Source organism: Microvirga lotononidis (assembly GCF_034627025.1).
Taxonomy (GTDB): domain Bacteria; phylum Pseudomonadota; class Alphaproteobacteria; order Rhizobiales; family Beijerinckiaceae; genus Microvirga; species Microvirga lotononidis.
In genome coordinates this window covers 3,967,709-3,990,409 of record NZ_CP141048.1, presented here as the reverse complement: position 1 = coordinate 3,990,409, position 22,701 = coordinate 3,967,709, and the positions used below count along the sequence as shown (strand labels likewise).

General features: G+C 64.6%; 21 protein-coding genes. 12 read left to right on the top strand and 9 right to left on the bottom strand.

The genetic code is table 11. The features are described from left to right. Nucleotides 1–93 precede the first annotated feature (93 nt). From U0023_RS18865 to U0023_RS18835, 7 genes are all read left to right on the top strand, one after another. Nucleotides 94–1,623: a sugar ABC transporter ATP-binding protein gene (locus tag U0023_RS18865; RefSeq protein WP_009492586.1), complete on the top strand. Its 1,530-nt coding sequence runs from the start codon at nucleotides 94–96 to the stop codon at nucleotides 1,621–1,623. Nucleotides 1,624–1,679: 56 nt separating this feature from the next. Then, nucleotides 1,680–2,651 carry an ABC transporter permease subunit gene (locus U0023_RS18860; protein WP_245273127.1) on the top strand — a complete coding sequence of 324 codons (972 nt, stop codon included), beginning with the start codon at nucleotides 1,680–1,682 and terminating at the stop codon, nucleotides 2,649–2,651. Between the two features lie 130 nt (nucleotides 2,652–2,781). Beyond that, nucleotides 2,782–3,717 (top strand): ABC transporter substrate-binding protein, encoded by a 936-nt coding sequence (locus U0023_RS18855; RefSeq protein ID WP_009492582.1) that lies wholly within the window; start codon nucleotides 2,782–2,784, stop codon nucleotides 3,715–3,717. A 79-nt stretch (nucleotides 3,718–3,796) separates the two neighbouring features. Then, nucleotides 3,797–4,492 carry an L-ribulose-5-phosphate 4-epimerase gene (locus tag U0023_RS18850; RefSeq protein WP_009492580.1) on the top strand — a complete coding sequence of 232 codons (696 nt, stop codon included), beginning with the start codon at nucleotides 3,797–3,799 and terminating at the stop codon, nucleotides 4,490–4,492. Between the two features lie 48 nt (nucleotides 4,493–4,540). Then, entirely contained in the window at nucleotides 4,541–6,142 is a 1,602-nt protein-coding gene (locus U0023_RS18845) for a ribulokinase (RefSeq protein ID WP_009492578.1), read from the top strand. A 63-nt stretch (nucleotides 6,143–6,205) separates the two neighbouring features. Continuing rightward, nucleotides 6,206–7,156, top strand: a complete 951-nt coding sequence (locus U0023_RS18840) for a carbohydrate kinase family protein (protein WP_009492576.1) — start codon at nucleotides 6,206–6,208, stop codon at nucleotides 7,154–7,156. Between the two features lie 17 nt (nucleotides 7,157–7,173). After that, nucleotides 7,174–8,430, top strand: a complete 1,257-nt coding sequence (locus U0023_RS18835; protein WP_009492574.1) for an AGE family epimerase/isomerase — start codon at nucleotides 7,174–7,176, stop codon at nucleotides 8,428–8,430. Here the strand turns inward: U0023_RS18835 and U0023_RS18830 are convergent. Beyond that, nucleotides 8,421–9,356: a ribokinase gene (locus U0023_RS18830; RefSeq protein ID WP_009492572.1), complete on the bottom strand. Its 936-nt coding sequence runs from the start codon at nucleotides 9,354–9,356 to the stop codon at nucleotides 8,421–8,423. The two genes, U0023_RS18835 and U0023_RS18830, sit on opposite strands and share 10 nt — an antisense overlap. A gap of 412 nt (nucleotides 9,357–9,768) precedes the next feature. Here U0023_RS18830 and U0023_RS18825 point away from each other — a divergent pair, with 412 nt between their 5' ends. Then, nucleotides 9,769–10,503: a PhoH family protein gene (locus U0023_RS18825; RefSeq protein ID WP_009492570.1), complete on the top strand. Its 735-nt coding sequence runs from the start codon at nucleotides 9,769–9,771 to the stop codon at nucleotides 10,501–10,503. Nucleotides 10,504–10,769: 266 nt separating this feature from the next. Here U0023_RS18825 and U0023_RS18820 read toward each other — a convergent pair whose 3' ends face one another. Both U0023_RS18820 and U0023_RS18815 read right to left on the bottom strand, forming a co-directional pair. Then, the gene (locus tag U0023_RS18820) at nucleotides 10,770–11,357 is read right to left on the bottom strand and encodes a cold-shock protein (RefSeq protein ID WP_009492568.1); all 588 of its coding nucleotides are present in this window, start codon (nucleotides 11,355–11,357) and stop codon (nucleotides 10,770–10,772) included. A gap of 224 nt (nucleotides 11,358–11,581) precedes the next feature. Continuing rightward, the gene (locus U0023_RS18815) at nucleotides 11,582–12,736 is read right to left on the bottom strand and encodes a zinc-binding metallopeptidase family protein (RefSeq protein WP_040639418.1); all 1,155 of its coding nucleotides are present in this window, start codon (nucleotides 12,734–12,736) and stop codon (nucleotides 11,582–11,584) included. A gap of 184 nt (nucleotides 12,737–12,920) precedes the next feature. Between U0023_RS18815 and U0023_RS18810 the strand changes: the two genes are divergently transcribed. From U0023_RS18810 to U0023_RS18800, 3 genes are all read left to right on the top strand, one after another. Further along, nucleotides 12,921–13,049, top strand: coding sequence for a hypothetical protein (locus U0023_RS18810; RefSeq protein WP_009492564.1), 129 nt, complete (start codon nucleotides 12,921–12,923; stop codon nucleotides 13,047–13,049). Nucleotides 13,050–13,557: 508 nt separating this feature from the next. After that, on the top strand, nucleotides 13,558–13,944 hold the full coding sequence (locus tag U0023_RS18805) for a response regulator (protein WP_009492562.1): 387 nt from the start codon (nucleotides 13,558–13,560) through the stop codon (nucleotides 13,942–13,944). A gap of 165 nt (nucleotides 13,945–14,109) precedes the next feature. Continuing rightward, nucleotides 14,110–14,532, top strand: a complete 423-nt coding sequence (locus U0023_RS18800) for an SET domain-containing protein (protein WP_040639417.1) — start codon at nucleotides 14,110–14,112, stop codon at nucleotides 14,530–14,532. A 191-nt stretch (nucleotides 14,533–14,723) separates the two neighbouring features. On the opposite strand, the gene U0023_RS18795 is transcribed toward U0023_RS18800, so the two are convergent. The 6 genes from U0023_RS18795 to uxaC all read right to left on the bottom strand — a co-directional run bounded on the left by U0023_RS18795 (nucleotide 14,724) and on the right by uxaC (nucleotide 21,821). Next, a complete protein-coding gene (locus U0023_RS18795) occupies nucleotides 14,724–16,202 on the bottom strand; it encodes a mannitol dehydrogenase family protein (protein ID WP_009492558.1) in 1,479 nt (492 codons plus the stop codon). A 93-nt stretch (nucleotides 16,203–16,295) separates the two neighbouring features. Beyond that, complete coding sequence (locus tag U0023_RS18790) at nucleotides 16,296–17,138, bottom strand: ABC transporter permease (RefSeq protein WP_009492556.1); 843 nt, start codon at nucleotides 17,136–17,138, stop codon at nucleotides 16,296–16,298. A 5-nt stretch (nucleotides 17,139–17,143) separates the two neighbouring features. Further along, nucleotides 17,144–18,055: an ABC transporter permease gene (locus U0023_RS18785; RefSeq protein ID WP_009492554.1), complete on the bottom strand. Its 912-nt coding sequence runs from the start codon at nucleotides 18,053–18,055 to the stop codon at nucleotides 17,144–17,146. Further along, nucleotides 18,055–19,140, bottom strand: a complete 1,086-nt coding sequence (locus tag U0023_RS18780; RefSeq protein ID WP_009492552.1) for an ABC transporter ATP-binding protein — start codon at nucleotides 19,138–19,140, stop codon at nucleotides 18,055–18,057. The genes U0023_RS18785 and U0023_RS18780 overlap by 1 nt, the downstream gene beginning before the upstream one ends. A gap of 35 nt (nucleotides 19,141–19,175) precedes the next feature. Further along, a complete protein-coding gene (locus U0023_RS18775) occupies nucleotides 19,176–20,363 on the bottom strand; it encodes an ABC transporter substrate-binding protein (RefSeq protein WP_009492550.1) in 1,188 nt (395 codons plus the stop codon). 54 nt (nucleotides 20,364–20,417) lie between these two features. Beyond that, on the bottom strand, nucleotides 20,418–21,821 hold the full coding sequence (uxaC, locus tag U0023_RS18770) for a glucuronate isomerase (RefSeq protein WP_009492548.1): 1,404 nt from the start codon (nucleotides 21,819–21,821) through the stop codon (nucleotides 20,418–20,420). A gap of 126 nt (nucleotides 21,822–21,947) precedes the next feature. Here uxaC and U0023_RS18765 point away from each other — a divergent pair, with 126 nt between their 5' ends. After that, nucleotides 21,948–22,676 (top strand): GntR family transcriptional regulator, encoded by a 729-nt coding sequence (locus tag U0023_RS18765; RefSeq protein WP_009492546.1) that lies wholly within the window; start codon nucleotides 21,948–21,950, stop codon nucleotides 22,674–22,676. The last annotated feature ends 25 nt before the right edge of the window (nucleotides 22,677–22,701 follow it).

Here is a 22,701-nt window from a genome sequence, read left to right as displayed (position 1 = left end):
CTTCTGATCCGGTCCGAAATTTGGCATGATAGAGTCTTCAGAGTTCAAGGCTGAAAACGGCCGATCCAATAATACGCCTTTAGGGAAACGCCCATGACAGGATCCACCCCGATCCTCGAAATGAGAGACATCTCCAAGACGTTTCCCGGCGTCAGGGCGCTGACGAACGTCTCTCTGACGGTCTACCCAGGAGAAATCCACGCGCTGATGGGCGAGAACGGCGCCGGCAAGTCGACGCTGATGAAGATCCTCTCCGGCGCCTACCAGGCCGATCCGGGAGGAGAGATCCGGATCAACGGCCAACCTGTCGTGATCGACGGCCCGCTGACTGCGCGGCACCACGGCATTTCGATCATCTACCAGGAGCTCTCCCTCGCCCCCAACCTGACGGTCGCCGAGAACATGCTTCTCGGCCGGGAGCACAAATCCGGTCCCATGGTCGACCGGCGATCCATGGAGAAGGCCTGCAGGACGGTTCTCGAACGGCTGGGCGTTCAGTTCAAGGCGACCACGAAGGTCAGCGAATTGTCGATGGCCGAGCGGCAGCTCGTGGAGATCGCCCGCGCGCTCATCGCGAACTCCCGCATCCTGGTCATGGACGAGCCCACGACGTCCCTCTCCTCGCGTGAAACCGAGGCGATGTTCGCTCTGATCCGGCAGCTGCGGGCGGAGGGCCTCGCCATCATCTATATCAGCCACCGCATGGCCGAGATCTACGAGCTGGCCGAGCGCGTCTCGGTGCTCCGGGACGGCTCCTATGTCGGCACCCTGGTAGGCGACGAAATCTCGGCCGAGCGCCTCGTTCAGATGATGGTCGGCCGTGACCTGTCGTCCTTCTACAAGAAGGACCACGACGCCCATCAGAGCCGCGGCCCCGTGATGTTCGCGGTGCGCAACATGGGCGACGGCGTGCGCGTGCACGATTGCTCCTTCGAGCTGCATGAAGGGGAAGTCCTCGGCATCGCCGGCCTCGTCGGCGCGGGACGCACGGAGCTGGCGCGCCTCATTTACGGAGCCGATCCGCGCACCAGCGGCGAAGTCTTCCTCCAGGGCAACCGCCTTTCGATCGACGAGCCCGACGACGCCATCCATTCCGGCGTGGTCTACCTCACGGAAGACCGCAAGCATCTCGGTCTTTTTCTAGACCTGACCGTGCGCGACAACGTGAACGTGAACGTGCTGAGCCGGGATTCCCGCGCGGGTGGCGTGCTCAACATGAAAGTCGCCAAGCAGCGGGCCGCAGCCGCGATCCGGGCTCTGGGCATCCGTGTAGCAGGTGACGTTGTGCCGGTCGGTTCTCTGTCCGGCGGCAACCAGCAAAAAGTCCTTCTCTCGCGCCTGCTCGAGACGAAACCCAAAGTCCTCATCCTCGACGAACCGACCCGCGGCGTGGACATCGGGGCCAAATCGGAAATCTACCGCCTGATCGACAGCCTCGCCCGCAACGGTGTCGGCGTCATCGTCATCTCCAGCGAACTGCCGGAGGTCGTCGGTATCTGCGACCGTGTGCTGGTGATGCGCGAGGGGCGGCTCGAGGGCGAGGTCGGCGGCGCCGGCCATCCACCCATGACCCAGGAAAACATCATTGCTATCGCGACAGGCGTAAGGGAAGCGGCCGAATGACATCCCCGAATGAGACCAGCGCAGGCATGCAATCGACCGGGGTGAAGGGCGCCGATATGGCGTCGGAAAGCCTCCAGCGCCGTCTTGCCTGGCGTTCCACCCTCCAGGCTATCGGCATGTTGCCGGTGCTCATCATCCTCGGCATCGTGTTCGAGCTCATGTCGGGCCGGTTCCTGAGCTTCCAGAACCTCTCGATCGTGATGCAGCAGGCCTCGATCAATACAGTGCTCGCGGCTGGCATGACCTTCGTCATTCTCACGGGCGGCATCGACCTGTCGGTCGGATCGATCCTGGCCGCTGCCGCCATGGTGGCGATCCTGGCCTCGAAGATCCCGGATTGGGGCATGCTCGGCATCCCGGCCGCCCTGCTGATGGGCCTCGGCCTGGGCCTCGTGAACGGCGCGCTCATCGCCTACGCGAAGCTGCCGCCCTTCATCGTGACCCTGGGCTCCCTGACGGCGGTGCGCGGATTCGCGCGCCTTCTCGGTGAAGACACCACCCAGTTCAACCCGGAGCTGCCCTTCGCCTTCATCGGCAACGGCACCCTGTTCGGACTGCCCTGGCTGGTATGGATCGCTTTCGCGGTGGTCATCATCTCGTGGTTCATCCTGCGAAGAACGGTGCTGGGCGTCCACATCTACGCGGTCGGCGGCAATCCGGATGCGGCGCGCCTCACCGGCATCAAGGTCTGGGCGGTCCTGCTGTTCGTCTATGCCTTCTCGGGACTGGCGGCAGGCCTCGGAGGCGTCATGTCGGCAGCGCGCCTGTTCGCCGCGAACGGGCTGCAGCTCGGACAATCCTACGAGCTCGACGCCATCGCGGCCGTCATCCTCGGCGGCACCAGCTTCGTCGGCGGCATCGGGTCGATCTGGGGCACGCTGATCGGCGCGCTCATCATCGCCATCCTGTCGAACGGCCTCATCCTGGTGGGCGTCTCCGACATCTGGCAGTTCATCATCAAGGGGCTCGTGATCATCGGGGCCGTGGCGCTCGACCGCTACCGCCTCAAGGGATCGGCGCGCACCTGATCGAGAGATACCAGCGCCCGCCCCGGGCGCTCGTATGGACGCCCGCCCGGAAAGCAAGCACAGGCTCCGGGAGGCGTGGAGCACAAAGACACCTTGCAAAGGAACTTGCAAAGGACACTTGGAGGAACCAATGGCACTTTCCCGTCTTACGCTGAGCCTTGCCGTCGTTGCCGGCCTGGCCGCCCCAGCCTACGCCAAGGACGTCAAGAACGTCGGAATTTCGGTCGGCCTGCTGGGCAACCCGTTCTTCGTCGCGACCATCAAGGGCATCGAGGCCAAGGCGAAGGAGATCACCCCCGGCGCCAAGATCACGTCCGTCTCGGCTGATTACGACCTGAACAAGCAATTCACGCAGATGGACAACTTCACGGCGGCCGGAACGGACATCGTGATGATCAATGCGGTCGACCCGAAGGCCATCGAGCCTTCCGTCAAGCGTGCCCAGGCCGCGGGCCTCGTGGTCGCCGCCTTCGACGTGGCCGCGGCCGGAGCCGACGTCACCGTGATGACGGACAACGTCAAGGCAGGCGAGCTCGCCTGCCAGTACATCGCCGATCACCTGAAGGGCAAAGGCGACGTCCTGATCGTGAACGGCCCGCAGGTTTCGTCGATCACGGATCGCGTGAAAGGCTGCAAGAACGTCTTCTCCAAGTTCCCGGACATCAAGATCCTGTCGGACAACCAGGACGCCAAGGGCTCCCGCGAAGGCGGCTTCGCCGTCGGCCAGAGCCTGCTGACCCGGTTCCCGAAGGTGGACGCCGTCTTCGCGATCAACGACCCGACGGCCATCGGCATCAATCTGGCCGCCAAGCAGCTGAACCGCAACGAGTTCATCATCACGGCGGTCGACGGCGCCCCGGATATCGAGACCGAGCTGAAGTCCGGCAACTCCCTGATCAAGGCCTCGGCCTCCCAGGACCCGTACATCATGGCCGCTCAGTCCTATGAGCTCGCCGTCGGCATCGTGAACGGCAAGAAGCCCGAGAAGAACGTGATCCTTCTCGAGCCGAAGCTGATCACAGCAGACAACATCAAGGACTACAAGGGCTGGCAGGCCGTCCGCTGATTTCGTTTGACATCCGGCGGCCATGGCGCGAGCTGTGGCCGCCGTTTTCCGTTCATGGGCCTTTTTTGGGAAGAATCCGATGTTGAAGCAGCTGCGCGAGCAGGTTCTGGAAGCCAATCTGGAAGTGGTTCGCCGCGGGCTCGTTCTTTACACCTTCGGCAATGTCAGCGGCATCAGCCGCGAGGACAACCTCGTCGTCATCAAGCCGAGCGGCGTCCCGTACGAGCGCATGAAGGCCGACGATCTCGTCATCACGGACCTCGAAGGCAAGGTCGTCTGGGGTGAGCTGCGCCCCTCCTCCGACCTCGACACCCATATCCATCTCTACAAGGCCTTCCCGGAGATCGGCGGCGTGGTGCACACCCATTCGGAACATGCCGTGGCCTGGGCTCAGGCCGGACGTCCGATCCCGGCTCTCGGCACCACCCATGCCGACTATTTCTACGGCCCGGTTCCCGTCACCCGCGAGCTGACCGCGGACGAGATCAAGAACGATTACGTCCGCGCGACGGGTGTTGCCATCGCGGAAGCGTTCGGCAATCGCGACCCCATGGAAGTGCCGGCCGCCCTGGTCGCAGGACATGGTCCCTTCGCCTGGGGGCGGACCCCCGACGACGCCGTGCACAACGCCGTCGTCCTGGAAGCCGTCGCTCGCATGGCGATGTATACCTTCTCGCTGCAGCCGAACGCGCAGGGCGTCTCGCAGGCTCTGCTCGACCGGCATTATTTCCGCAAGCATGGCGCGGCGGCGACCTATGGCCAGTCCGAGAAATAACCTCCCGCCTCCTTTTCAACCGCACACGACCCGATTTGGGAGATACAGATGGCCGTTGTAGCAGGTGTCGATTTCGGCACTCTGAGCGTCAGGGTCACCCTCGTCGACGATCGCAAGGGACCGCTCGGCCTTGCGAAGGCGGAATACCCGCTTCACCGGAAACGGGAGAATCCCGCCTATGCGACGCAGGCGCATGCCGATCACATGGATGCGCTGACGCGCGCCATGCGCGGCGCCCTGGATTCGGCGGGCGTGAGAGGCGACGAAGTGGCCGCGCTCGCCATCGACACCACGGGTTCCAGCGTCGTGATGGTCGGAGAAGGCCTCGAGCCGCTCGACGAGTATTATCTCTGGTGCGATCACCGGGCGAAAACCGAAGCCGAGGAGATCACCCGGCTCGCGCATCAGGAGGGCCTCGAAGCCATCGAATGGTGCGGCGGCGTCTATTCGCACGAATGGGGCTTCTCCAAGCTCCTGCACTGGCTGCGCAACAATCCCGGCAAGCGCGACCGGCTGGTGACGGCCCTCGAACATTGCGACATGGTGGCCGCCACCCTCACCGGCGTCACGAATCCTAGACAGCTCAAGCGCAGTATCTGCGCCATGGGCCACAAATGGATGTGGAATCCCCGCTGGGGCGGCCTGCCCCCGCAGGAATTCCTCTCCAAGGTCGATCCGCTGTTCGACGGCATTCGCGAGAAGCTCGCGGGCGAATACGTCACATCCGACGTCGTCGCGGGCCGCCTCACCCCCTATTGGGCCGAGCGCCTCGGCCTGAAGGCCGGGATTCCGATCCCGGTCGGAGCCCTCGACGCCCATTGGGACGCCATCGGCGCCGGCTGCCGGGTCGGCGATGTGGTGAACGTGGTCGGCACCTCCACCTGCATCATCGCGATCGCCGATGAAACCAGCCTGATCCAGGGCGTCTGCGGTGTCGTGCCCGGCAGCGTCGACCCCAACCTCGTCGGCATCGAGGCGGGTCTGTCCGCGACCGGCGACATCTTCGAGGCGATTGCCCGGCGCGCCAATACCGCCATTCAGGATCTCTCCAAGGGACTGGAGCATTACCGGGCCGGCCAGACCGGTCTTCTGCGCCTGACCTGGGACAACGGCGACCGTACCGTTCTCGTAAACGCCGATCTCGGCGGCATCACCCTCGGCTGGAACCTGCTGCACACGGCCCAGGACGAATTGTTCGCCGCCATCGAAGGCACGGCCTTCCACACACGTATCATTCTCGAGCGCATGGCCGAGGGCGGCGTCCCGGTCGAGCGGGTCATCAATGCGGGCGGGATCCCTCAGCACAACGCGGTGCTGAACCAGGTCTACGCCAATGTGCTGGGCCGGCCGGTGCTGGTGCCCAACGGCATCCCGACGGGTCTCGGCTCCAGCATCTTCGCGAGCCTCGCCGCCGGATCGCATCCCGATCTCGACAGCGCGCGGGCGGCGATCTGCCTGCCCTTCAGGACTTTCGAGCCGGATCCGAAGGCGCATGCTGTCTATGAGCAGCTCTTCGCCCATTACAGGACGCTCTATTTCGGCTTCGGCGGTGTCTCTGGACCCGTTTCACTGGATCATATATTGCGCGATCTCAAACGGATCGCGGCTCTCCCCTCGGAGCCGGTTCCGCCCGATGCGATGCCCGCGTAAGCTCACGCGGATTGGGCCGGTCGGGGCCATGAATGTCATTGAGGTTTTGTCCGGAGGCTGTTCATGATCCTGGTTTGCGGCGAAGCCCTGATCGACCTCTTTATCGGGGCGGCGAGCCCGACCGGCTTTCCGGCGGAAGCCGTTGCCGGTGGGTCACCCTTCAACGTGGCCATCGGGATCGGCCGCCTCGGTCGCCCGTCGGCCTTCCTGTCGACCCTGTCGGACGACGTATTCGGCACCTTCCTGGCGGAAAAGCTCGCCGAATCCGGCGTGAGCGCCGCCTATCTTCGGCGTTGCCCGAACTATACGACCCTCAGCGTGGTCGCGACGAACGCGTCGGGGCAGCCGCAATATTCCTTCTATGCGCCCAATTCCGCCGACCGCGCCCTTTCGCCCGACATGCTCCCGGCCCAGCTGCCGAACGAGGTGAACGCCATCGCGGCCGGATCCTATGCCCTGGGCGTCGAGCCCATCGCCGGCGCCATCGAGGTGCTGCTTCGCCGCGAAGCGGGATCGCGCGTGATTTCCCTCGATCCCAATGTCAGGCCGCGGGTCGTCGGCGATCTGAAGGCCTATCGCGAGCGCTTCGAGCGCCTGCTTGCCTCTGCGGACATCGTGAAGGCGAGCGACGAGGACATCGAGCTTCTCTACGCCACCCACGACCTCGCCTCCGCGGCCCGTGCCTGGCTCGCGCTCGGGCCGAAGCTCGTGATCGTCACCCGCGGCGAGAAGGGTCCGCTGGCAGCCTTCGGCGATCGGATCGTGGAGCGCCGTGCCCCAGGAATCGACGTGGTGGATACGGTCGGCGCGGGCGACACCTTCCACGCCGGCCTCCTGTCCTGGCTCGATGCCAACAACCTGCTCACGCCCGCAGGGATCGCCGAATTGACGGAGGGGCAAGTCACCGGTGCCCTCGATTTCGCAGCCGCCGCGGCCGCCATCGTCTGCACGCGGCGGGGCGCCAATCCGCCCTCATGGGCCGAGGTCGAGCAATTCATCGCGTCACGCGCCTGATCACAACGGAACCTGTCATGACGATGTCCCAGCCTTTCCTCCCTCCCCTTGGCCCGACCTGGCGCTCGAACCGTTTTCACCGGCAATGGCTGCTCGATCAGGCGAATGGCCTCTTCGATTTTTTCCAGAGCGGCATCATCGATCCGGCCGGCGGCTTCTTCGATCTCGATGACGCGGGCCAGCCGATCGAGGCCGCCAATCCCGTGCGGCAGATCCACAACACCACGCGCATGGTGCATTGCTTTGCCATCGGCACCTTGCTCGGCCGCCCTGGAAGCGACGCTATCGTCGACCATGGCGTGAGCTATCTCTGGAATGCCCATCGGGATGCCCGGCATGGCGGGTATGTCTGGTCCCTGGACAACGACGGGCCGAAGGACGACACCAAGCAAGCCTACGGGCATGCCTTCGTCCTGCTGGCCGCATCCAGCGCAAAGGTCGTGGGACACCCTCTGGCCGACCGTTTGATCCAGGACATCACCCAGGTTCTGGAGGAGCGGTTCTGGGAAGAGCAGCATGGAGCCGTGACGGAGGAATTCTCCCGCGACTGGCAGCCCTTGAGCCAGTATCGCGGCCAGAACTCCAACATGCACCTGACGGAATCGCTGATGGCCGCCTTCGAGGCTACGGGCGACAAGGCCTATCTCGACAAGGCCGAGCGGATCGCGGGCCTGATCATCGGCCGCCATGCCGCCTCCCTCGGCTACCGGGTGGCCGAGCACTTCCATGCGGATTGGAGCCTCGACAAGGAATATCGCGGCTACGACGTGTTCCGCCCCTACGGAACGACGCCGGGGCATTGGCTGGAATGGGCGCGCCTCGTCCTCCAGCTCTGGGCGCTCGGCGGCAAGCGCCATGCCTGGATGCCGGAGGCCGCCCGTGAGCTCTTCCGCCAATCCATCGAGCTCGGGTGGGACAAGGCCAAGGGCGGCTTCTTCTATGCCCTCGACTGGGAAGACAAGCCGCGACTGCCGCAGAAGCTCTGGTGGCCCTGCGCGGAAGCCATCGGCGCTGCGGCATTCCTCAGTGACCACGATCCGAGCGATTACCACGAGCAATGGTACCGCACCCTCTGGGGCTTTGCCGACCGGTACCTGATCGACCACGAACACGGCGGCTGGCGCCCGGAGTTGTCGGAAGATCTGAAGCCGGGGACGACCCTCTTCGCGGGCAAGCCGGACCTCTACCACGCCCTGCAGGCCTGCCTGATCCCGCTCTTCCCAGCCACCGGGAGCCTGACCAGGGTGATCCCGGAGGCGCTCTCTCAAGCCTGAGCGAGGTGATGCTCCAGGGCCCTTCTCTGGGGCATTCCCGCCTGGGCACCCGCCGTCAGGCAGGACAGGGACGCCGCCGCGCAGGCCCGCTCCATGGCCGGACCGACCTCCAGACCTTCGGCAAGCCCGTTGGCGAGAACGCCCACGAAGGTGTCTCCCGCACCAGTGGTGTCGACCGGACGGATCGGGCGCGCGGTCGCGTGGATCTGGGCGCCATCCGGAGTGATGGCATAGGCGCCGCGCGATCCGGCCGTGACGATGCAGGTCGGCCCGAACAAGCGGGAAATATCGGCCCCGGCACAGAGAAAGTCGTCGTCCGCCCTCTCTCCGATGACGTCGGCGATGGCAAGCGCCTCATGCTCGTTGACGACGAGCACGTCGGTCACCGCCAGGAGTTCGGCAATGGCCGACCGTTCCTTGACGGCCGGCACCGGGGCGAAATTCCACACCAATTTGACTCCCGCCCGGCGTGCCCGTGCGGCAACTTCCAGGGAATCCGCGATCGGCACCTCCATCTGGAGCACCAGAACGGAAGCCTTGGACAGGAGGCTCTCGGGCAGGTCGTCCGAACGCAGCGCCATGTTCGCGCCGCTGGCGACCGTGATGGCGTTCTCCCCGGTCTCGTCGACGGTGATGAAGGCGCATCCGGTGGGCTCGTCCGTGACCCGGATGGTGCTCACGTCCACCCCGTTCTCGTCGAGGTTCTTACGGCAGGCTTCACCGAATGGATCGTTGCCGACGGCCCCGACCATGGCGACCCGCAGCGGACCGCCCTGGCTGACCCGCGCGGCTGCGACGGCCTGGTTGGCGCCCTTGCCGCCGAAGAAGCTGTCGGCCCTGCGGGACAGGACAGTCTCGCCCGGCCGGGCGATCCGCTGGACTCTGGCCACGAGGTCCATGTTGATGGAGCCGAAGATAACGATCATGCCGCGCTGCCCTTTTTCGAGGCGTCATCCTTACCATTGGGCAGGAGCGATTGGCGAGGGCCAGCCGTTTCGCCCACCCTGGAAGCAGCCTCAGAGCCATCCACAGCTATTTCTTCACTCCGTTTCACAGAGGGATTATGCCCGGGAACCAAGCAGGCTGCCTCAACATTTGACTCGCAGGTAGGCGTAGCAGCGGTAAACTGTCATCAGAATCAAAGATAGTTTGCCACTGGCAGATTGAAGAACAGGCTTTGATGGGCAGGCAGGTTGATCCTCACCGTCCGGATTGCGGAAATCCACCGCCAGCAACGACTCGCCCTCGCAAACAACCTTCTCTTGCAAGTTCCTCCAGACGCCTCTGCGCGGCGCCTGGATAGGTCTCCGTGCGCAGTTTCAAAACCGGAGTTGGTCATTGAGCAAGCATCATGAGAAGCAGAGACGCAAGACCCGCCGCTCCCATGAAACAGCGCAGGTCTTCGACCTCACCGGATCCAAGTTCCAGGCTGAGCGTAGCCTCCCTCCCATCAAACCGCTCAATGCAACACAGGATGATTATCTCGACGCTTTGAAGAACAGTGCCCAGGTCGTGGTTCTCGGGCCTGCAGGGACCGGAAAGACCTGGATCGCGGCGACCTATGCGGCGGACCTTTTCCGTCAGCGTCGCATCCGGAAGATCATTCTCACCCGTCCCAACGTTCCGAGCGGCCGCTCCCTCGGCTTTTTTCCCGGCAGCCTCGAGGAGAAGTTCGGCCCCTGGGCCGCTCCGGTCATCGAAGCCATCAAGGAGCGGATCGGTGCCGCCGCCTACGAAATCGCAATGAAGAACGGCGATATCGAGCTGGTGCCCTTCGAGGTCATGCGCGGACGGTCATGGCGCGACGCCTTCATCCTGCTGGACGAAGCGCAGAATGCCACCCCGGCCGAGATGAAAACGTTCCTGACCCGCATCGGGGAGGATTGCACGGTCGTGATCAACGGGGACGTGAGCCAGTGCGACCTGCGGGAGACCTCGGGCCTGCGCACGGTCATCCACCTGATCAAATCGCAGATGCTCCCGGTTCCGATCATCGAGTTCACGCTCAATGAAATCGTCCGGTCCGGTGTCTGCGAGATGTGGGTGCGGGCGTTCGAAGAAGTCCATTGCTAAACCGTCGCGCGGAAAAGCGGTCCGGTTTTTCGCGCCCAACGATGCGCCGGACTAGAGAAAAAGCAATGGAAGCAGTGGATAGGCCTGCTTCGGGAATCCACCCCTCCGCCGACCCATGAAAATCCGCTCCAAAGTGTCGTTCACTTTGGAGCCGGACCTGACATGGCCGGATGGACGGCCGTCCAACACGAAAAAACCCGGGCAGGTCTTCTCCACAGGGAGAAGACCTCAGACCCGAGGCAATTCACAAAGAAAGGCTGGAAGCCTTAGGCGAGCTCGATGGCGCCGACTTCGGGGCCCTTACGGCCCTCGACGATGGCGACACGGACGGCTTGGCCCTGCTCAAGCTGGCTGAGGCCCGCGCGCTCCACCACGGAGATGTGCAGGAACAGATCCTTGCTCTCTCCCTCGACGGACACGAAGCCGTAGCCCTTTACGGAATCGAACCACTTGACGGTGGCCGGAACTTCCGGCGGGCCGCTGACCGGACGGGAGCTCGGGCCGCCGCTCGGACGACCGAAACCGCCTCCGGACTGGCCGGGGCCGCCCGAACGCATCGGACGCGGACCGCGAGCGGCGCGCGGCGGCTCGGGCTCGGCCGTGCTGGCGTCCACGCTCACGATTTCCTGGACCTGCGGTCCCTTCTGGCCAGCGCCGACCTTGATGACCAGGGTCGTGCCGGATTCGAGCGCGGAATAGCCCGCCGCCTCGACCTGCCGGACGTGCAGGAAGGCCTCGCCCGATCCGTCGGTCATCTCGACGAATCCGAAGCCCTTTTCAGGATTGAACCATTTCACCCGTGCTTCGGTCTCTGGTCCCGAAGCGGGTGAGCCATAAGATGTCTGCTGCCGCATGGGCCGTTCATAAGATGTTGGAGGAGCGAAATCGCCCCAGTGATCTTCGGGTTGACCGCCAAATTGACGTCGGCGATCACGGTGATCATTTCCCCGGCCCATCAGGACTGCCTTCTAAAGTCTCAAGTTTCGTAAACGCTATAGGCGTAACGCCCTCAACCATTGAGGGCAAGACGATAACTACTCATACCTAGACATTTCACGCAAGGTCCCAAAAGGGCGTGTTATGCGGAATGTGGCGCTCCAATGCGAGAATTCAGCCCTCCGATCACCGCTTTGAGAACATGACAGCCGTCAGCTTCGCCCTGCCCCCGCCCGCTCCAGCTATGGATGCGCTCGTGGATGAAGGCCAGCTTGGCAATGACCGCCGGAGCGAGAACGAAGGGGTAGAGGTCCGGCTGGCCCATGCTGCGGTTCAGGGAATTGACGGCGAACGTCAGCGGCAGCCAGGCCGTGACCAGCCGGTTCAAATCGGTTTCCCGATGCGGATCGAAGTCGATCTGCGCCGCGAGTTCGGGGCCCCGGCCGATTCTGGGACGGACCGTCAGGCCGAAGGCATGGGCCGTCTCGAGCGTATCGACGATATGAAGATAGTGAGCCCAGGTTTCGGCAAAATCTTCCCAAGGATGCGAGGCCGCGTAGGAACTGACGAACTCTTCCTGCCAATTTTCCTTGGGCCCCTGGGCATAGTGGGCCTTCAGGGCTTCCCCGTAATCCTGCCGCTCATCTCCGAAGATCCGGCGGAAGCTCTCGAGGCTCGGATCGTTCCGGACCAGCACGTTCCAGAAATAATGTCCGACTTCGTGCCGGAAATGGCCGAGGAGGGTGCGATAGGGTTCTCCCATGCTATGCCGCCGCCTTTCCCGCTCCGCATCGTCGGCTTCGGCGATGTTGATGGTGATCAGGCCGTTGTCGTGCCCCGTCAGGATGGAGGGTCCTTCGGGAGAGTTCTCCGCCGGGTCGGCCAGGAAGTCGAAGGCGAGCCCCTGCGGATCCTCGGCCCGCGTCGCCAGCGGCAGGTCGAGCTTCAGCAAGGTATAGAAGAGACGGCGCTTGGCGGTCTCCAGGCTGCGCCACCGGACGAGATTCTGCTCAATGGACAGGTCCGGAACGGTGCGGTTATGCCGGCAGGCCCGGCAATAGGGGTTGGCGTCGTCTTCCGGGATCAGCCAGTTGCAGGCCTCGTACCGGGCGTTGGCGCAGAAGCGGAAAGACGTGCCGGGCAAGGCCAGAGCTTTCCAGTCCCCCTCCTCCGTCGGCTCCAGGGCGCTGATATCCTGGATGGACGGCAGACAGCCGAGCCGCCGGCCGCAGCTCTCGCAGCGGCTGTTCTCGAAGTAGAGCGGTTGGCCGCAGGCCTGGCATTCGAAAAGCTTCATGGATCGATCCCGCTGCTCCTGCGGCCCCATACGGCAACGGTCCTCGAAGCCGTTGGTTCGCAAGGCTTTGCGCCGTCATCCGCATGTCACTGCTCATAATTTAAGCTTCCCGCCGAGCGCCGCTCATTTCATCATGGCGGCACAACGGGCATGTGGCCCGGGCTCCCCATGAGGAGGATAACTCATGATCCGTATTGCCAAGCAGGCGACTCAGGACGGCACCTTCACGGTGTATCTCGGCAACCGACCGGTCGCGTGGGGCCTGACCAGCCATGCGGCCGATGCCCTGATCCAGAGGCTGCTACGGCCCTGATACCCACTTCCTGACTCCTTGGGAGACGGCAGCTGCCAATTGGCTCTCCTTGCAAGCCAAATGCATGGAAGGTCATTGGAAGGCGCTGCCGATACTCCTGACATGTCATCGAAGAATCCCACCACCTGATGCATTGGGACGTTCGCCCGATACGCATTGTCTCGAACCCTCACTTTACCGTGAGGCAGGCTCGCGGTCGGACGCGGTTCGGCGCCCCCTCGCGCGGTTGCTGACCTTGCGTCACATAGGCGGAGCACAGAGCCCGGCGGGATTCGCTGGACAAGGATTACTCAGTCCTGCGCGTAGAAATTGCATCCGGAGGATGCATTATAACCGCAGCGACCCAGAGTCTTTACTTTGTCCGGGCCCCGGCATTACCATGTCACTGTAAGTCATAATAACCTAAGATAGTGATGGCGTACCGAACCATCGACTATAGTTGTTGCAGCTGATTCGTTTTAACGACGCCGCAAGGCGCCATGCAGATGCAATCCGGCTTGGAGGGGCTATGTTCGAGGGTCGCAGGAAGCGTGTCCTGATCGTCGAGGACGAAGCGATGATCTCGATGCTGATCGAGGACATGGTTCTCGATTTCGGATGCGAGATCGTAGGACCGGCCGCACGGCTCGATCATGCCCTGACCCTTGCGCTGCAGGCCGATATCGATATCGGCATTCTCGACATCAACGTGGACGGATCGGTGGTATTTCCCGTGGCCGACGTCCTGCGCTTCCGGGGCATCCCGTTCATCTTCTCGACGGGGTACGATTTCCGCTCGCTGCCCGAGCGGTTCCGCGATTCGCCGACATTGTCGAAACCGTTCTCGTACGACAATTTCGCCGACACTCTGCGACGCGCTCTGGCGTCCGCCTCGGATCCATCGGAAGTCGTCTAGACGGCGTTCCATCGCAAGAGCGCGGCGGCGAGCATTTCCATGCTGCGGTGCCAAAAACTTGCGCTGAATCTGGAGAAGTTTCGATCCGGCCCCAATTTCATCGCTCCGGGTTTGTCGATAATACACCCGCATGAAAGTTTGCGTGCTTCGGAGTCCTCGCCTCAGATGAACATGAAACCTGCAGAAGGCCCGTTTCGCATTGGGCGATCGGAAACCGGCCTCGGCCTCTTTGCGACCGATGTGATCGAGAAGGGCACCTTCATCATCGAGTATGTCGGGCCGAAGATCACGAACGAGGAAGTCCAGCGCCGACGCAACACGCGCTACCTGTTCGAGATCAGCGACCGCTGGACCATCGACGGCTCGCCCCGCTGGAACACCGCCCGCTACATCAATCACGGATGCCGCCCCAATGCCGAGGCCACGGTGTCGCGCGGCCGGATCCGCATCAAGGCGATCAAGCGCATCAAGCCGGGTGACGAGATCACCTACAATTACGGCAAGAGCTACTTCGAGACCTTCATCAAGCCGATGGGCTGCCGGTGCAAATCGTGCGTGAGCAAGCGGGCGAAGCTGGCGGCCGAGTGAAGGTTGCCATCGCTTGGCTGAAAGTGCCTCCGCGGCTCTTCCCATGTCATCACCGGCCTCGTGCCGGTGATCTCGGTTTGAAAGGCGCTGTGTCTCACACAAGCGGGATGGCCGGCACAAGGCCGGCCATGACGTGAGAGGGTTCAGCCCCTACACGGCAGACTGCCATGATATGGCGGCGTATCGAGCCCCTACTCCGCTCCAAGCTCCGCAACCGTCCTCTTGGCGCCCTTCTCATGGAGACGCGCCAGATGCGCCGTCACGGGTTGCGTGAAGCGCGGGTCGTTCGCCAGGTCATCGCCGAAGATCTCGCGGATGCCGAACAGGGCATTCGCCAGGCTCCCGGCTTCGCCCCCTGCCCGGTCGGCCAGCTCCCGCAAACGCGCCGCCATGGGATCGCGGACGTCGATGGCGGAGCCCTTCTCGTCGACGCCCGTGACATAGCGCATCCAGGCCGCCACCCCGAGGGACAGGCGCGCGATGGAGCCGCCGTCGCGCAGGCGGTCGCGCACCGTGCCGAGGAGGCGTTGCGGCAGCTTCTGGGACCCGTCCATGGCGATCTGCCAGGTGCGGTGCTTCAGGGCCGGGTTCTTGAAGCGCTCGACCAGCGCGCGCTTGTAGGAGGCGAGGTCGGCGCCGGGCGGCATGTGGAGCGTCGGGGTGACCTCCTCGTCCATGAGCCCTTCGACGAGCCGAACGAAGGCCGGATCGGCCATGGTGTCAGCCACCGTCTCGTAGCCCGCGAGATAGCCGAGATAGGCGAGCGTCGAATGGCTGCCGTTGAGCAGCCTGAGCTTCATGTGCTCGTAGGGTTCCACGTCCGCGACGAACTCGGCCCCCGCGTTCTCCCAGGCCGGCCGCCCCTGGGGGAAGCGGTCCTCGATGACCCATTGGGTGAAAGGCTCGGTCACGACGGGCCAGGCATCTTCCACGTGCAGAGCCTCGCCGATGCGCTGCCGGTCCTGGTCGCTGGTCGCGGGCACGATCCGGTCGACCATGGTCGAGGGGCAGGACACCTCGTCCGCCACGAACCGGCCGAGATCCGGATCGACCAGTTCGGCGAAGCGCGTGAGAACCCGCTTCACCGTGCGCCCGTTGGAGGGAAGGTTGTCGCAGGTCAGAACCGTGAAGGGCGGCACGCCCGCCCGGCGGCGGCGGCGCAGGGCCTCTACGATGAAGCCCGGCGCGGAACGCGGCGTCTTCAGATATGCGAGGTCATGCACGATATCGGGATGGGCTTCGTTCAGGGTGCCGGTCGCCGGATCGTGGCAATAGCCCTTCTCGGTGACCGTCAGCGTGACGATCTTCGTTCGCGGGTCGGCCATCGCATCGAGGAGGTCGTCCGTGGCGCGCGGGGCGACGATGACCTGGCGGATGGACCCGATGATGCGCAGCGCCTCGCCCTCCCGCGAGCGCACGGAGAGGGTATAGAGCCCGTCCTGCGGCGCCAGCGCGTCGAAGGTATCGGGACTGCGGAGGCTCGCCGCCACGATGCCCCATTGAGGATCGAGCCCGAGCACGTCGTCGGTGTAGACCGCCTGATGCGCCCGGTGAAAGGCCCCGATCCCGAGATGCACGATCCCGGTCTTCACCGCCCGCCGGTCGTAGGCGGGACGCCGGATACCATCCGGCAGATCGGCAAGGGAATCTTCGTTCAAGCGGTCTGACATAGTGTCCTCGCGGTCCGGCCTGAAAAGGAAAGGAGCGTATTCCTCTCCCCACAAGGGGGAGGAGAGCCTGTCAGCGCCATATAAGTCAAACCCTCAATGCGCCGGCTGCTGCTTCGCGCGGGTGACGATCTGCGTCGGGTTGACGAAGCGCAGGGCGATGATGAGCCAGACGAGCGTCGTCACCATGTAGATCACCGCCATGGCGTCGATGGACTGAACGGCGCGCACGCCCGCGGCGAAGACCGCGTAGTAGAGCGCCACCACGAGCGTCTGGCTCGTCGGGCCCGCCACCAGGAAGGTCAGCTCGAACATGGCGATGGTGCGCACCAGCACCAGCAGCAGGGCCGCCAGGATGCCGGGCAGGAGCAGCGGCAGAAGCACGTGGATGAAGAGCTTGAACGTGTTGGCGCCGAACACCCGGGCGGCCGCCTCGATCTTCGGGTCGATCTGTTCGATGAACGGGATCATGACGAGGATCACGAAGGGAACGGTCGGCACGAGATTGGCCGCCACGACCCCCCAGAACGTACCTGCCAGACCGGTCTGGTAGAGCACGGTCGCCAGCGGGATGCCGAAGGTGATCGGCGGGATCATCAGCGGCAGCAGGAAGAGCAGGATGAGAAGCCGCTTTCCCGCGAATTCGCGGCGGGCGAGCGCGTATGCGGCCGTCACGCCGAGCGCGCCGGACACGAACACCACGGCGGCGATCACCTGGAAGGTCACGAGCAGCACGTCCCAGAGCTGGAACTCGCTCCAGGCGGAGGAATACCAGCGCGTGGTGAAGCCCACCGGCAGCCATGTGCCGAGCCACCGGGTAGCGAACGAGCTCGTCACCACGGTGGCGATCATGGCGAAGAGGTTGATGACGAAGAAGCCGACGAGGAACCAGATGGCCGCCGCCCAGAGCTTGGAGCCGAGTGTCGTATCGCGGATCATCGGCTTTACCCTTTCGCGCCGGAAGCGGGGCCACGGTAGAACAGGCCGCGCGAGGCGAGCACCGCCACCACGATGGCGAGCTGCACGAAACCCATGATCATGGCGATGGCCGAGGCCATGGAGTAGTCGTATTCCTCGAAGGCCGCCGTCGCCGCGGCAATCGAGATGACGCGGGTGATGCCTGCGGGCTCGCCCAGCAGCACCGCCGAGGGGAACACCGAGAAGGCCTGCACGAACGATAGGCAGAAGGTGATGGCGAAGCCCGGCATGAGCAGCGGCAGATAGACGTGGCGGAAGCGCTGCCACGCGCTGGCGCCGAGCGTCGCGGCCGCCTGCTCGAGCGCCGGGTCGATGCCCGTGACGTAGGAGAGCGTCAGCAGGAAGGTAAACGGAAAGCCCGTGATCACCAGCGAGGCGAAGACGCCCCAGTAGTTGTGGACGAGCTTCAGGGGCTGCGAGATCAGCCCGAAGGTCATGAGCGTGCGATTGAACCAGCCCTGCGGGCCGAGATAGTTCAAGAGCCCCTCGGCCACGAGGACCGTTCCCAGGGTGATCGGCAGGACGAGGATCGTGGTGAGCAGGCGCTGGCGCCGCATCAGGCGCACGCGGAAGGCGATCGGCACCGCCAGCAGCAGGTTGAGGAGCGTGACGGGAATCGCGAGCCGCAGCGTGTTGCCGATCGTGTCGTAGAGGAACGGATCGGAGAAGAAGCGCTTGTAATTGGCCAGCCAATCGCCGCCCGCCTTCGGCTCGAAGGACAGGATGAACCCGAACGCGAAGGGATAGACGAAGAGCAGCAGGCTGAAGATCGCCGCCGGGATGACGAGCAGGGTGACCGCGTCGAAGCCTCGCGCCGCGAGACGCTGGCGCAGGCTCGGGCCGTGCTCGACCGGGGCCGTGGGAGCAAGGGCGTCCATCAATGCCTCCCCTGGATCGGCTCCGCGAAGACGAGAACCCGCTGGTCGTCCGCCCGCAGGTGCACGTTCGATCCGGGCTCGACCGGCTGATGGGAGCGGAACACGAAATCGAGCCCGCCGGCCGAATGGGCGGTTCCGACGAATTCGCGGCCGCGATACTCGATGGTGTCGACATTGGCCGCAATGGCGTTCGGCCCGGCCTCGCCGACCATGAGATCGTCCGGGCGGATGGCCGCATAGGCGCTGGAGCCGGCCGAGAGAGTTTCCCGAGCGACGCCGCTGATCCGCGCGCCTTCCACGTCGAGAATGGCGCGGCCGCCCTCGGTTCCGACCACTTTGCCTTTCAGCTTGTTGCGGAAGCCCATGAAATCGGCCACGTCGAGATGGGACGGAGCCTCGTAAAGCTCCTTCGGGGTGCCGACCTGCCGCACTACTCCGTCGCGCAGCACGACGATGCGATCGGCGAGCGATAGGGCCTCGTCCTGGTCGTGGGTGACGTAGATGGTCGTGGCGCCGAGTTCGTTGTGGATGCGCCGGATCTCCGCGCGCATTTCGAGGCGCAGCTTGGCATCGAGATTCGACAAGGGCTCATCCATCAGCACCAGCGGCGGCTCGATGACGATGGCGCGGGCGATCGCCACGCGCTGCTGCTGGCCGCCGGAGAGCTGGCCCGGCAGCTTGTTCTCCTGGCCCTGGAGACGCACGAGGCTCAGGGCCTCGTCGACCTTGCGGTCGATCTCCGCCTTGGGCCTGCCGCGCATCTTGAGGCCGAAGCCGATGTTCTGGCGCACGTTGAGATGGGGAAAGAGCGCGTAGTTCTGGAACACCATCCCGAACCCGCGCTCCTCGGGACGCAGCGTGTCGACCCGGCTCTTGTCGAGCCAGATCGCCCCGCCGGTCACCGGCAGGAGACCCGCGATGCAGTTCAACGTCGTCGATTTCCCGCAACCCGAAGGCCCGAGCAGCGCGATGAACTCGCGCCGCCGGATCGTGAGGGAAACGTCGCGCAGAGCGTTGAGCGCCCCGAAGTCCCGGCTCACATGATCGAGCCGCACTTCGTCGAACTGGGAAAGGGCAATGGTCATCGCGGGTCCTTGTTCTTCGTCTTGTCTGCGCCGTCTTATTTGCGCTTGCCGCCGCCGACCTGCTCGTCCCACATGCGGAAGGCGACGACCATCTGGTCGGGCTGGAGCGGCAGTTCGATGGGGTTCTCGGCGATCCACTTCTCGTATTCGGGGCGACCGAACTCCTTGATGGCGGCCTGGCTTTCCGCAGGCGCCATGTCGAGGGTCACGCCCTTCACGGCCGGGCCCGGATAGAAGTAGCCCTCGTCGTAGGTGTAGGCCTGCTGCTCCTTGGTGAGCAGGAAGCTCATGAGGTCGAGGAGGACCGCGACCTTCTCGTTCGGCAGTCCCTTGGGCACGCACATGTAGTGGGCGTCCGCCACCCAGTGGAAGCCCTTGAGCGCCGCGACCTTCGCCTCCTTCGGCACGACGCCGAGAACGCGCGGGTTGATGTCCCAGCCGGTGGTCGACACGGTCATGTCGCGCGATCCTTCGCCCAGCTCCTTCATCACAGCGCCGGTGCCGGACGGATAATACTCGATGTTCTGCCCCAGCTCCTTCAGATAGGCCCAGGTCTTGTCCCAGCCCTTGGCCGGATCCTGCGGGTTGCTGTCGCCGAGGATGTAGGGCAGGCCCATGATGAACGTGCGGCCGGGGCCGGAATTCGCCGGACGCGCATAGAGGAAGCGGCCCGGATTGGCCTTGGTGTAGGCCAGGAGTTCCTCCGCCGTGGTCGGCACGGTCTTGACCTTGTCGGGCATGTATTCGAGGAGCGGGCCCGAGGGGTAATAGGTCACGACGACGCCCTGCCCTTTCGCCAGACCCTGCATCTTGGCGGCGGGCGCGAGGTAGATGTCGTCGAGCTTCGGCAGGGCATTCGCGTGGCCGGGGATCAGGTCGACCCAGAGCTTCTGCTCGATGCCGGCGGATAGCGCATCGGTGCCGGTGAGCACAAGGTCGATGTCGACCCGGCCCGCATCCTGCTGCGCCTTGATCTTGCCTGCGAGTTCCGGCGCCGTCGCCTTGGTGAAGGTGATGCGCGAAACCAGGTTGGGCTTCGCCTTGCGGTAGTTCTCGATGGCTTTCTGGGTCAGAGCCAGATTGCCGGCAACGTCGATGACGTTGAGGGTAACCGGGCTCGTGGGCAGGGTCGCCTGCGCGAAGGCCTTGCCGCCGAGGGTCGCAACGCCCGCGGCGCCGGCAACCCCGCCGACGAAAGTCCGCCTGGTGATCAGGTTCGTCATGTTTTCCTCCCGTTCTGTGCGACATGGCTCATCATGAGCCGGCCATGTCCCGTGTCACAGCTTGTAGGCCTCTTTCGCGAGGCGATAGGCGAGATCGTAGGCCACCTCGTGCGCTTCGTCCTCATCCAGGCGATGGGTCGTCACGAGATTGGCGAGATAGGCGCAGTCGACCCGGCGGGCGACGTCGTGCCGGGCCGGGATCGACAGGTAGGCGCGGGTGTCGTCGTTGAAGCCGACCGTGTTGTAGAAGCCCGCCGTCTCCGTGGTGAGCTCGCGGAAGCGGCGCATGCCCTCCGGGGCATCGAAGAACCACCAGGCGGGACCGAGCTTCAACGCCGGGTAATGGCCCGCCAGCGGCGCCAGCTCGCGCGAATAGCTCGTCTCGTCGAGGGTGAAGAGGATGAAGGTGAAGTTCGGCTCGTTGCCGAAGCGGTCGAGGAGCGGCTTAAGGGCACGGACGTAATCGGTCGCCAGCGGAATGTCGGCGCCCATGTCGCGGCCGAAGCGGCGATAGAGCGCATCATTGTGGTTGCGGAACGAGCCCGGATGCAGCTGCATCACCATCCCGTCCTCGACGCTCATCGCGGCCATTTCGGTCAGCATCTGAGCGCGGAACAGCTCCGCATCCTCGGGCGTCGCTTCTCCCGTCGAGACCCGGCGGAACAGGGCCTCCGCGTCGGCCTGCGCGAGGTCCGCCGTGCGCGCGGTCGGGTGGCCGTGATCGGTCGACGTCGCGCCATACCCGCGAAAGAAGGCGCGCCGCGTGCGGTGCGCGTCCAGATAGCCGCTCCAGGTCGAGGTATCGCATCCGGTGATCTCGCCGAAGCGCACGAGGTTCTGCCGGAAGCCTTCGAATTCGGGATCGACGACCGGGTCGGGCCGATAGGCCGTCACCACCCTGCCCGTCCAGCCGGATTGCCGGATGGTCTCGTGGTGTTTCAGCGGATCGAGCGGGCTTTCCGTCGTGGCGATGGCCTCGATGCGGAAGCGCTCGAACAGGGCGCGGGGGCGGAACTCCGGCGTGCGCAGGGCCGCGTCGATACGGTCGTAATAGGTATCGGCGTTCTCGGCCGAAAGTCGCTCCGTGAAGCCGAACAGGGTCGAGAAGGTATGGTCGAGCCAGAGGCGCGTGGGAGTGCCGCGGAAGAGGTGGTAATGCGACGCGAAGCGGCGCCAGATCGCCCGCGGATCGCGCTCGCCGGGAGAGCCGTCCTTCGCGGGAATGCCAAGGTCCTCCAGCCGCACGCCCTGACTGTAGAGCATGCGGAAGATGTAATGGTCTGGAATGACGAAGAGCGTCGCCGGATCGGGGAAGGGCTTGTTCTCGGCGAACCAGCGCGGATCCGTATGACCGTGCGGCGACACGATGGGCAGGTCGCTGACTTGCGCATAGAGCCTGCGCGCCACTTCGCGGGCGGCGGGCTCGACAGGAAACAGCCGGTCCGGGTGGATCAACATGGCGTACTCCCTCGACGCTTCGCCAGAGCCCTTTTTCCCGGGCCGGTTGCGAGCGCCTCACTGGCCGAACCTTAAGCCCATCCACGATCCTTTGCAACGGTCTACTAGTATGGTAGTGTGCCACTTATGACCAATAGACTTGCCCTCGCGAAGCTCGATATCAGCCGTGAACCCATGGCCCGGCAGGTCACCCGCGCCCTTCGCCAGGCCATCGTCAGCATGAGGATCGCGCCGGGTGAAATGCTTTCCGAGCAGGATCTGGCGCAGCGATTCGGCGTGAGCCGTTCTCCGGTGCGCGAAGCTCTGATCAAGCTGAGCGAGGCCGGGCTCGTGCGGGTCCTGCCGCAGCGGGGCACCCAGGTGGTCAAGATCTCGCGCGCAGCCGTCGAGGATGCGCGCTTCATTCGCGTGGCGGTCGAATGCGCCGTCGTGCGCGAGGCGGCCCTGAAAGCCCCGCCGGTGGTCCTGGCCGAACTGAACGCCAGCCTGACCCGGCAGCGCCGGGCCCAGCGCGCCACCTCGTCGGACGATTTCATGGCTCTCGACGAGGAGTTTCACCGACTTCTCGCGGAAGCGGCCGGACGGCCGGCCGCCTGGCGCATGATCGAGGACGTGAAGCCGCAGATGGACCGGGTGCGCTATCTCGACGTGAAGCAGGCGACCCCGCGCCATCTCATCGTCGCGCAGCACGCGGACATCGTCGAGGCCATCAAGGCCTCCGATCCCGTCGCGGCCGAGCAGGCCATGCATCAGCACCTGAGCGAGATCCTGCGCTCCCTGCCCGAGCTCGCCGCAAAGCACCCGGACCTGTTCGAGCCCGAGCCCGATGCATTGCCGGAGGTGCTCAGCGCGTGATCCCCAAGAGAGAAGAATTCGGAAC

Coding starts and splice junctions, on each gene's coding strand:
- U0023_RS18865 (WP_009492586.1), top strand. CDS start 94: ATGACAGGATCCACCCCGATCCTCGAAATGAGAGACATCTCCAAGACG.
- U0023_RS18860 (WP_245273127.1), top strand. CDS start 1,680: ATGGCGTCGGAAAGCCTCCAGCGCCGTCTTGCCTGGCGTTCCACCCTC.
- U0023_RS18855 (WP_009492582.1), top strand. CDS start 2,782: ATGGCACTTTCCCGTCTTACGCTGAGCCTTGCCGTCGTTGCCGGCCTG.
- U0023_RS18850 (WP_009492580.1), top strand. CDS start 3,797: ATGTTGAAGCAGCTGCGCGAGCAGGTTCTGGAAGCCAATCTGGAAGTG.
- U0023_RS18845 (WP_009492578.1), top strand. CDS start 4,541: ATGGCCGTTGTAGCAGGTGTCGATTTCGGCACTCTGAGCGTCAGGGTC.
- U0023_RS18840 (WP_009492576.1), top strand. CDS start 6,206: ATGATCCTGGTTTGCGGCGAAGCCCTGATCGACCTCTTTATCGGGGCG.
- U0023_RS18835 (WP_009492574.1), top strand. CDS start 7,174: ATGACGATGTCCCAGCCTTTCCTCCCTCCCCTTGGCCCGACCTGGCGC.
- U0023_RS18830 (WP_009492572.1), bottom strand. CDS start 9,356: ATGATCGTTATCTTCGGCTCCATCAACATGGACCTCGTGGCCAGAGTC.
- U0023_RS18820 (WP_009492568.1), bottom strand. CDS start 11,357: ATGCGGCAGCAGACATCTTATGGCTCACCCGCTTCGGGACCAGAGACC.
- U0023_RS18815 (WP_040639418.1), bottom strand. CDS start 12,736: ATGAAGCTTTTCGAATGCCAGGCCTGCGGCCAACCGCTCTACTTCGAG.
- U0023_RS18810 (WP_009492564.1), top strand. CDS start 12,921: ATGATCCGTATTGCCAAGCAGGCGACTCAGGACGGCACCTTCACGGTG.
- U0023_RS18805 (WP_009492562.1), top strand. CDS start 13,558: ATGTTCGAGGGTCGCAGGAAGCGTGTCCTGATCGTCGAGGACGAAGCG.
- U0023_RS18800 (WP_040639417.1), top strand. CDS start 14,110: ATGAACATGAAACCTGCAGAAGGCCCGTTTCGCATTGGGCGATCGGAA.
- U0023_RS18795 (WP_009492558.1), bottom strand. CDS start 16,202: ATGTCAGACCGCTTGAACGAAGATTCCCTTGCCGATCTGCCGGATGGT.
- U0023_RS18790 (WP_009492556.1), bottom strand. CDS start 17,138: ATGATCCGCGATACGACACTCGGCTCCAAGCTCTGGGCGGCGGCCATC.
- U0023_RS18785 (WP_009492554.1), bottom strand. CDS start 18,055: ATGGACGCCCTTGCTCCCACGGCCCCGGTCGAGCACGGCCCGAGCCTG.
- U0023_RS18780 (WP_009492552.1), bottom strand. CDS start 19,140: ATGACCATTGCCCTTTCCCAGTTCGACGAAGTGCGGCTCGATCATGTG.
- U0023_RS18775 (WP_009492550.1), bottom strand. CDS start 20,363: ATGACGAACCTGATCACCAGGCGGACTTTCGTCGGCGGGGTTGCCGGC.
- uxaC (WP_009492548.1), bottom strand. CDS start 21,821: ATGTTGATCCACCCGGACCGGCTGTTTCCTGTCGAGCCCGCCGCCCGC.
- U0023_RS18765 (WP_009492546.1), top strand. CDS start 21,948: ATGACCAATAGACTTGCCCTCGCGAAGCTCGATATCAGCCGTGAACCC.